Source organism: Paractinoplanes rishiriensis, assembly GCF_016862375.1.
Classification (GTDB): domain Bacteria; phylum Actinomycetota; class Actinomycetes; order Mycobacteriales; family Micromonosporaceae; genus Actinoplanes; species Actinoplanes rishiriensis.
Genome location: NZ_BOMV01000049.1, coordinates 43,586 through 50,879 on the forward strand (window position 1 = coordinate 43,586; position 7,294 = coordinate 50,879).

Annotated in this window: 8 protein-coding genes; 3 read left to right on the plus strand and 5 right to left on the minus strand. The window is 67.0% G+C overall.

The window, feature by feature from the left end; genetic code table 11:
- Positions 1–134 precede the first annotated feature (134 nt).
- The 3 genes from Ari01nite_RS20720 to Ari01nite_RS20730 form a co-directional block, all read right to left on the minus strand.
- Positions 135–2,276: a cell division protein FtsK gene (locus Ari01nite_RS20720; protein ID WP_203782927.1), complete on the minus strand. Its 2,142-nt coding sequence runs from the start codon at positions 2,274–2,276 to the stop codon at positions 135–137.
- 90 nt (positions 2,277–2,366) lie between these two features.
- A complete protein-coding gene (locus Ari01nite_RS20725; protein WP_203782928.1) occupies positions 2,367–3,125 on the minus strand; it encodes a DUF2637 domain-containing protein in 759 nt (252 codons plus the stop codon).
- A complete protein-coding gene (locus tag Ari01nite_RS20730) occupies positions 3,125–3,370 on the minus strand; it encodes a DUF6284 family protein (protein WP_239162884.1) in 246 nt (81 codons plus the stop codon). The genes Ari01nite_RS20725 and Ari01nite_RS20730 overlap by 1 nt, the downstream gene beginning before the upstream one ends.
- A 357-nt stretch (positions 3,371–3,727) precedes the next feature.
- Between Ari01nite_RS20730 and Ari01nite_RS20735 the strand changes: the two genes are divergently transcribed.
- Both Ari01nite_RS20735 and Ari01nite_RS20740 read left to right on the plus strand, forming a co-directional pair.
- Positions 3,728–4,594, plus strand: coding sequence for a winged helix-turn-helix domain-containing protein (locus Ari01nite_RS20735; RefSeq protein ID WP_203782929.1), 867 nt, complete (start codon positions 3,728–3,730; stop codon positions 4,592–4,594).
- Positions 4,591–5,313 carry an HAD family hydrolase gene (locus Ari01nite_RS20740; RefSeq protein WP_203782930.1) on the plus strand — a complete coding sequence of 241 codons (723 nt, stop codon included), beginning with the start codon at positions 4,591–4,593 and terminating at the stop codon, positions 5,311–5,313. The genes Ari01nite_RS20735 and Ari01nite_RS20740 overlap by 4 nt, the downstream gene beginning before the upstream one ends.
- On the opposite strand, the gene Ari01nite_RS20745 is transcribed toward Ari01nite_RS20740, so the two are convergent.
- Positions 5,290–5,538: a GntR family transcriptional regulator gene (locus Ari01nite_RS20745; RefSeq protein ID WP_203782931.1), complete on the minus strand. Its 249-nt coding sequence runs from the start codon at positions 5,536–5,538 to the stop codon at positions 5,290–5,292. The two genes, Ari01nite_RS20740 and Ari01nite_RS20745, sit on opposite strands and share 24 nt — an antisense overlap.
- Positions 5,539–5,660: 122 nt before the next feature.
- On the opposite strand from Ari01nite_RS20745, the gene Ari01nite_RS20750 reads away from it, so the two are divergent.
- On the plus strand, positions 5,661–5,897 hold the full coding sequence (locus tag Ari01nite_RS20750) for a hypothetical protein (protein ID WP_203782932.1): 237 nt from the start codon (positions 5,661–5,663) through the stop codon (positions 5,895–5,897).
- A 664-nt stretch (positions 5,898–6,561) separates the two neighbouring features.
- Here the strand turns inward: Ari01nite_RS20750 and Ari01nite_RS20755 are convergent.
- Positions 6,562–7,179: a hypothetical protein gene (locus Ari01nite_RS20755; RefSeq protein WP_239162885.1), complete on the minus strand. Its 618-nt coding sequence runs from the start codon at positions 7,177–7,179 to the stop codon at positions 6,562–6,564.
- Positions 7,180–7,294: the final 115 nt, after the last annotated feature.

A 7,294-nucleotide genomic window follows, 5' to 3' on the forward strand; every position in this document is an offset into this window, starting at 1 on the left:
GAAAGCCTCCAAGGGCAAGGATTGCGGCTTGAGCTGGGGTTGGGGCGACCCGCGACCGGCCGATGTATGGCCTGACCAGGCCGGTCGCGGGTCGAGTCGCGTGAACGCGACCGGTCGCGGGAGTGCCGCGACCGTCAGGCGGCTTTGCGCCGGGTGATCGCGGCGTCGATGTCGTCGGTCTTGGCGCCCTTGAGCGCCTTCCCGGCCCGCTTGATGTCAACGCTGCGTACACCGAACGCCCGGACCTGGGCCGAGATCGCCTCGGCCGTGGTGTCCGCGTACGCCTCCGGCAGACGGCCGGCGAGGCGGGTAGCGATCTCTTCCCACTGGGCGCCGGTCTCGCCGCGCTCGATCACGCTGCGCACGTCGGCGAGCACGTCCCGGGCGGCCCTGGCGACGTCCTCCCCGGCCGCCATTCCGGTCAGGGTCCCCGCGGCTTCGCGGAGCTTGCGAGCCTCGATCAGGATCTTCTCGGCGTCGTCGGCGTCGGCGAGGTAGGTGCGGACGGTGGGGGTGGCGTCCGAGGCGCCGCGCAGGATGCCGACGCCCTTGTAGGACGGCAGCAGCGTGGAGCTGTCGTGTCCCTCGGAGTAGGCACCCGAACCGAGTACCAGATCGGAGACCTGCCACGATCCGGTGCGCAGGGAGAAGCGCACCTGGTGGTTGTCGCGGAAGCTGATGAACTGGGAGGCCACCTGCCCGCCACCGACGCCCGAGGGGCGCTGGGTGGCGTCGACGAAGATCACCCCGGCCGCCGGGGCGACCTTGACCAGGTAGACCAACAGGCTCGCGATCTCCTTGGAGGTGTCGCCGAGGTCGAAGTACTCCTGGAACTCGTCCAGCAGCACAATCCGCACGGGCATCTTGTATTTCGGGTCCCGGGCGATCTCCCTGGTCAGCTTGCCCTCCGGACAGACGTCCACGGGTAGCTTCGAGAGCCGCTCGTAGCGGTCCTGCACGTCGGCTTTGATCTCCCGCAACGCCTCCAGCACGATCTCTGCCGGGTCGCCGTCGCGGGTCATCGCCAACCCGAACGCGCACCGGTCGGCGACCAGGGCGAACTTGCGCCAGTCGGGTTTGCCGCCACCGTCGAACACGGTGATCTTCACGTACGGGTCGAGCGCCGCGTACAGGCCCAGCAGCCGGGCCGCGAACGTCTTACCCTGCCGAGGTTGCGCAGCGATCATGATGGAGATCCACATGAGCAGGATCTCGACCTTGTTGCCGCGTTCGTCCAAGCCGAACGGGGCAGGCTGCCAAATATCGGTGGGCTTGCACCGCAGCAGCGGCGTTCGGCCGGCCCCCTGTGACAGCGGATCCCGGTCAGCCACCCACAACGTGTGCCGCCGATGGCTGCTGAAGTCCCGCGTGATGAACACCTGCGAGATCGCCACATCCAAGCCGGACGCGATAGCGCCGCGGGCCTTGACGGCCTCGTCGAACGTTTTGCCGTACGGCAGATCGATCGACACCTGGGAACCGGTGCCGGAGGGGTCGCGGGCCATGGTCGAGCCGAAGCTGATCTGCTGGTGCGGCTTGTCCGGATGCCCCAGACCGGCCGCGTAGTACGCGCGGAGGATGATGTCCGGGTTGACCCGCCGGAACCGTCCCGCGACGGTGGCGGGGGTGATGATTGGCCGGTCGTCCGGGCGGCCGTAGTGGGCCAGGAACGCCACCACACCGACAAGGATTAGGGCGAGTGCCCACCACGGCGCGGTCGCGTAGAGGATCGGGCCGCCGACGGCGATGACCAGGGCCTCGGTGGTCAGGACGATGAACCGCCACGTGCGGGTGGCTTTGACCTCCCGGTGCAGCTTGAGCCACATCGCGGGATCGTTGGCGTCGGCGGTGGCTTGCCGTAGCGAGTACTGCTCGGTGACCCACCACCACTTGATTTGCCGACCGGCCAGCCGGAACGCTCCGACCAGAGCCCAGAACGCGGCGAGGATCGCGTACTTCGGCGAGCGCAGCGCGTGGAAGCCGCACCGGTAGCCGAACACGGCGAGGGTCTGCCGGATGCTGTGCTTGATGTTCGGCCAGGTTGACCAGCCGACCGGCACGATCGGCACCCGACCGGCTGCCCCGGACGGCGGCGCCTCCACCGGCATCCCGCCTCGCTCGGGCGTCTCGTCGAGGGTCACCTCGAAGTGGGTGTCTCCCGACTCGGTGCGCCGGGTGGTGCGGGCCTTGTCCAGGTCAACGACGTTCTTGACGTCGGCCTCGGCGGCTGTCCAGTCAAAGTTGTGGTCGTCAGGCGGTGGGGTTTGCGGGACCATCAGGTTCTCTCCTGTGGGTTAGCGGACTCGCGGAGGGACCGGCGGCACAGCGCTTGCTTGCGAGGCTTGGGGCTGTGCCGCCGGGCGGAGCTAGGCAGCAATGAGGTCCGGGGTTTGCGCAGCTACCGGTGCGATCGGTGACGCGTCGGTGGCGCGTAGCGCGGCGAGGTGGCGACGCGCGGTCGAGGGTGAGACACCGGCTTTCTCAGCGATCGCGGCGGCCGACGCGCCGGGCATCTTCGCGGCCGCTTTGGCGACCTTGGCTGCCGACGCGGGACGCGGCGTGACGCGCTTGACCGGCGGCTTCGTGACCGGTGCAACCGGCTCTGCCGCAGGCGCGGCGGGCGGCTCCGGTGCGAGCTGTTCACGATCAGGCCCCGCATCGATGACTGCCTGAGTGACGACCGGCGCCACGTCCGCGGCGGTGTCGGTGGCGCGGCGGCCGGTCGCCAGCAGCGCGCCGGTTGCCATGACCATCAGGCCGTCAACGGCCAGCGGGCCGAGCATCGCGGTCAGCGAGTCCTCGCCGTAGAAGGCCAGCAGTCCGGCGAGGTGCTTGTACGACACGAACGCGGCGACCAGAGCGACCGGCAGCAGACCACCGAAACGCAAGGCCGTCCATCCGCGACCGGACGGCCACGCCACCCGGGCCAGGATCTCCGTGGCCACGAACAAGGCGAGCGGCCAAAAGATCGCACCGACCACAGCGCCCGGCTGCGGCGTCCAACCGGCCGCAGCTCCGACCGGCGGCACGTACGAGTGAGCCACGTTCGCAGCAATCGACACCGAGCCACCGAGGGCGGCACCGATGTAGGCCCAACCACGACCGGAAACGGAAGGCTTGCGCATCAGGCCACCGCCTTGCGAACGGCGGGACGCGCCGCCAACTCGACGGCAACGCGGGTAACTCGGGCCTCGGCCCGACGCAGGCGGCGCCAGTCCAAGTCAGTCGGGCCGCCGTGGTCGGCGGCGTTGATCAGGTGAATCTCGGCGTCCAACACGTCCAGCTCAGCGGCGATCAGGGGCCACTCGGCTTCGATCGCGTCCAGCTCGGCCGCCGTCGGTTCTTCGGTGATGCGGTGAAGCTTGCTCACGGGATTTCCTCCGGGAACGAGGTCGACGCGGCACCAGCGCACCAATGCGGGATGCCGCCTCGACCAGCGGAAACAGGAATGGGGTGCACGGACCTGAGCCGTGCGTGGCGACCTTTTCGGCGCAAGATCTGCGCTACGGGGAGGCGCGGCCCACTGCATTCAGTTCTCAAAAAGCGACCGGACACGGTGGTGTCATGGCGTACGGCAACCAGGTGCCGCCGTTCCCGCCCTACCGACCGGCTTGGACCGCTTGGCTAGCCATGCGATCTGAGATCAACGTAGGGCGCCCTGGCTAGTCAAGTCAACCCCTAAATCGGAAGCCTTTCCGGCTTGGCTAGTCAGATGTATGGTGGTCGGGTGACTGAAGACCTTGACTACCTGGGACAACTTGATCCAGACGACCCGAAGCAGGCGTCGCAGCAGATCGCCAACAAACTCCGCGCGGCGATCCTCACCCGCCGGCTACAGCCGGGCGACAAGCTTCCGTCGCAGCCCGATCTCGTGGCCCGCTACGGCGTCGCCCGGGAAACCGTGAAACGCGCGCTCGAAGTGCTGCGCTCCGAACGGCTGATCGTGACCCGCCAGGGCAGCGGCGCGTTCGTCCGCGCCCAAACCCAACGGGCGGTCGAGCTACGCCCGCACATCGAAGCCGCGTTCGAACGCCCGCACGTCTCCATCGACTTCGCCGGCTTCTCCGGCGAAACGCTGCGGGATGCGATCGCCGAAGCACTCGACAAAGTCCGCGTCGGCCGCCTCGCCCCGGAGAGCATCGCCGTACGCGTGCTGATCTCCGACATGACCACACCCGTCGCGCTGCCCGCCCGCGCCGAAACCCAGTCCGACGATCCCGCCGTGCGGGAACGGGCCGAACGGATCACCCGCCGCGCAGCAGACGCGATCATCGACCAGGTCGCCGAGCTGGGCGACCTCGGCCTGATCCGGTCCGCCACCGTCGAGGTCCGCATGCACCGTGCATCACCGCTGTTCAAGCTCTACATCCTCAACAACGAAGAAGTCTTCTACGGCTTCTACCCCGTCGTAGAGCGCACGGTGGCGATCAAAGGCGAGCCGATGGCGATCTACGACCTGATGGGCAAAGACGTGCCGCTGTTCCACTACGCCGTGACCGACGACGACGCCTCCCACGGCACCCAGTTCGTCGAAGCGTCCCGCCAATGGTTCGACTCGATGTGGTCGACGATCGCCTACCGGTACGACCGATGACCACCGACCTCGATCGGCTGTTCGCCGAGGTAGACGCCGTCTTGCTCGACTTCGACGGCCCCGTGTGCGGAATCTTCGCCGGATACCCGGCGCGCGATGTGGCGGCTGAACTGGTGGAGCTTCTGTACCGCCACGGTGTCGACCTGCCCCCGTACCTGACCAGCGAGACGGATCCGCTGGAAGTGCTGCGGTGGACCGGATCAGCCTGCGACCACGCGGTCACGCGATCGGTTGAGGATGCCCTCTGCGAGGCAGAGCTTCAGGCCGTGGCCAGTGCGGCGCCCACGCCGTACGGCCGGGAGGTCATCGTGGCCGCTCGACAGGCGGGGCTACCGGTCGCGGTTGTCAGCAACAATTCGGCCGGCGCAGTGACCGCCTACCTAACCGAGCACCGGCTCGCCGGGCATGTGGCTCCGGTGATCGGCCGCGCGTATGCCGATCCGGACCGTATGAAGCCCAACCCTGAGCCGATCTCGCGGGCCGTCCGCCTGCTCGGCGTCCCGCCGGAACGAAGCGTTCTCGTCGGCGACTCGCTGTCTGACATCGAGGGCGGCCGGGCCGCCGGAGTCCACGTCATCGCCTACGCCAACCGGCCACAAAAGGCCAACCCCTTCCGGCAAGCGGGCGCCGACGTGGTGATCACGAGCATGGGATCGATCGCCGAGCTGCTCGTCAGGAGTTGCGAAGAACAAGAGTCACTCGGTGGACGCGGCGGATGACGGCGCCACGAACGTACCCCGCTGCGGCACCGTGAAGACCAGGCCGCGCTCGCGGAGAACGGCAACCGCACGGCGCACTGTTCCCCGCGCAATGCCGAATTCTTGAACTAGCTGCAACTCGCTTGGAATAGGCCGGTTTGGCTGCCAGTCGCCACGCTCGATCCGCTCGGCGAGGATCTCGACGAGTTGGAGGTATGGCGGCACCGGTCCATCCGACTCAATCACGCCCCGAACCTAAACGAACGTCATTGACCGGAAACCCATATCTACAAACTTGTACGTCCAAGGACAACCTTGTACAAGCAGAGACCAAGGATCGTACTCAGCTCACCGAGAAAGGCCCAAACGTGTCACGCGAGTTTTTCCCGAAGGGGATCACCCTCAGCCGCAATGACCTCGGCGGCCTGGCCGTCGAGTGGAACGGCATCTTCATCGGATGGATTCACGCCAGCATCGGCGACCAATGGAACGCCTACGTCCGAGGCAAGAAGAACGGCGACCCCGGCATCATGCTCGGCCGGTTTACCAAAGATGAGGCCGTGCGGCGGATTGCGTTAGCGGCTGGCTGGCCCGGAACTGAGTAAGCCGGGGCTATGGCGGATCGGGCGCTTTGAACCGCGTTGGGGACGCCAGTCGTCGCGGCGGTCCCGACCACAACATCAGCGACGACAGTCTGTCCGCAGTACCACGTCTTCACCGACCGCAGCTGTGGTTCGGCCGGCGGGCGCAGACGCTCCTCGCATCAAGTAACCACAAGCTGAAACCCGTGCGTGCCGACATGGCCCACCGGCAACAAGCAGTCGTCGTGTTCCTGAGGCTCCGTGTAGGGGCACACACCGAGTGCAAGGACCTCGTGACGGGTGCTATCCCATCTCACCCACCACCATCGCTCGCCGTATTCTGCCGCCAACACGAAAGCGACATGACTGTCCTCGTGGCCAACCACGAGTTCACAGTGAACGTGACGCAACGGCGGACTCAGGAGCAGCCGCTGCGCGAGGAGGGTCTCGAACTCGGCGTCCTTCACTACAGTGGCCATCCCGCACCTCGACAGCTCCGGCAATGAGCCTGACCTGCGGTTTGTCTCTGACACGACCAGGAATTTACCCTCGTCTACGCGTGGGGCAGCCCTGCGGTCCGGCGCGTGCGTTTGCGTTTGCGAGGCATGACACGACGAACCTCAACTACAAGCGGAAGTCCCGGGGAGCAGGTCCGTCAATCACGCTCAGAGTCACTGTGCGGGGGAGTTCAGCCCTGTTCGCAGGCATCGAGCCGCACGTACCCGCCGCACCAGACGGGCGCCTGGACAGCGACCACTTGCCAGCCGTTATCCTCCCGGGTCTTGAATCGCCAGGTGTGCGCCTCACTCTTGTAGAACTGCGCCCGGCCCTCGGTGTGCCACCAGGTCGCGGAAACGTCCGTGGTCACCTCGGCCTGATCGTCATCTACCGGGCCCACGGTCAAGCCTGCGAAGTCCAGTCGTGCCGGTGGCGGGTCGGTGGTGTCCATGGCCTTGCGATAGGCGCGCCATCCCGCCAACAGTTCGTCCTGGCGGTCGTTGTCCAGGATCGCCAGCAGACCCTCATCGTTGTTGTAGCCCAGCGCCATTAAGTACTCGCTGGCAGCCGCGTCCGGCGCGGGTGCACCCCTGCTCGCCTCGACCGTCTCCCGCAGCACCCACACCGTCGGAACTCCGACCACCGTGCCACCGCAGCAGAGAACTAGGGTCGGCAGGAGAACGAACGTCACCCAACGCCGGCCGACCGGCCAGTGAGCGAACCGGGCCACGCACCGTTGCTCCCACCGCGCGTACCGTGCCTTAACTCTGTTCCAGAGGGGCGACAGCCGATCGGTCAGCGTGATCACCCGAGCACCGTAAGCGACATGGTCGACTTTGTCGATGCGGATGTCTTGGTGTTCTCATTTCCGGTCTAAGCCGAGGCCGCGGCGGGTTCCGCGTTGACCCGCTCAAACCTTAAAG

Coding starts and splice junctions, on each gene's coding strand:
- Ari01nite_RS20720 (WP_203782927.1), bottom strand. CDS start 2,276: ATGGTCCCGCAAACCCCACCGCCTGACGACCACAACTTTGACTGGACA.
- Ari01nite_RS20725 (WP_203782928.1), bottom strand. CDS start 3,125: ATGCGCAAGCCTTCCGTTTCCGGTCGTGGTTGGGCCTACATCGGTGCC.
- Ari01nite_RS20740 (WP_203782930.1), top strand. CDS start 4,591: ATGACCACCGACCTCGATCGGCTGTTCGCCGAGGTAGACGCCGTCTTG.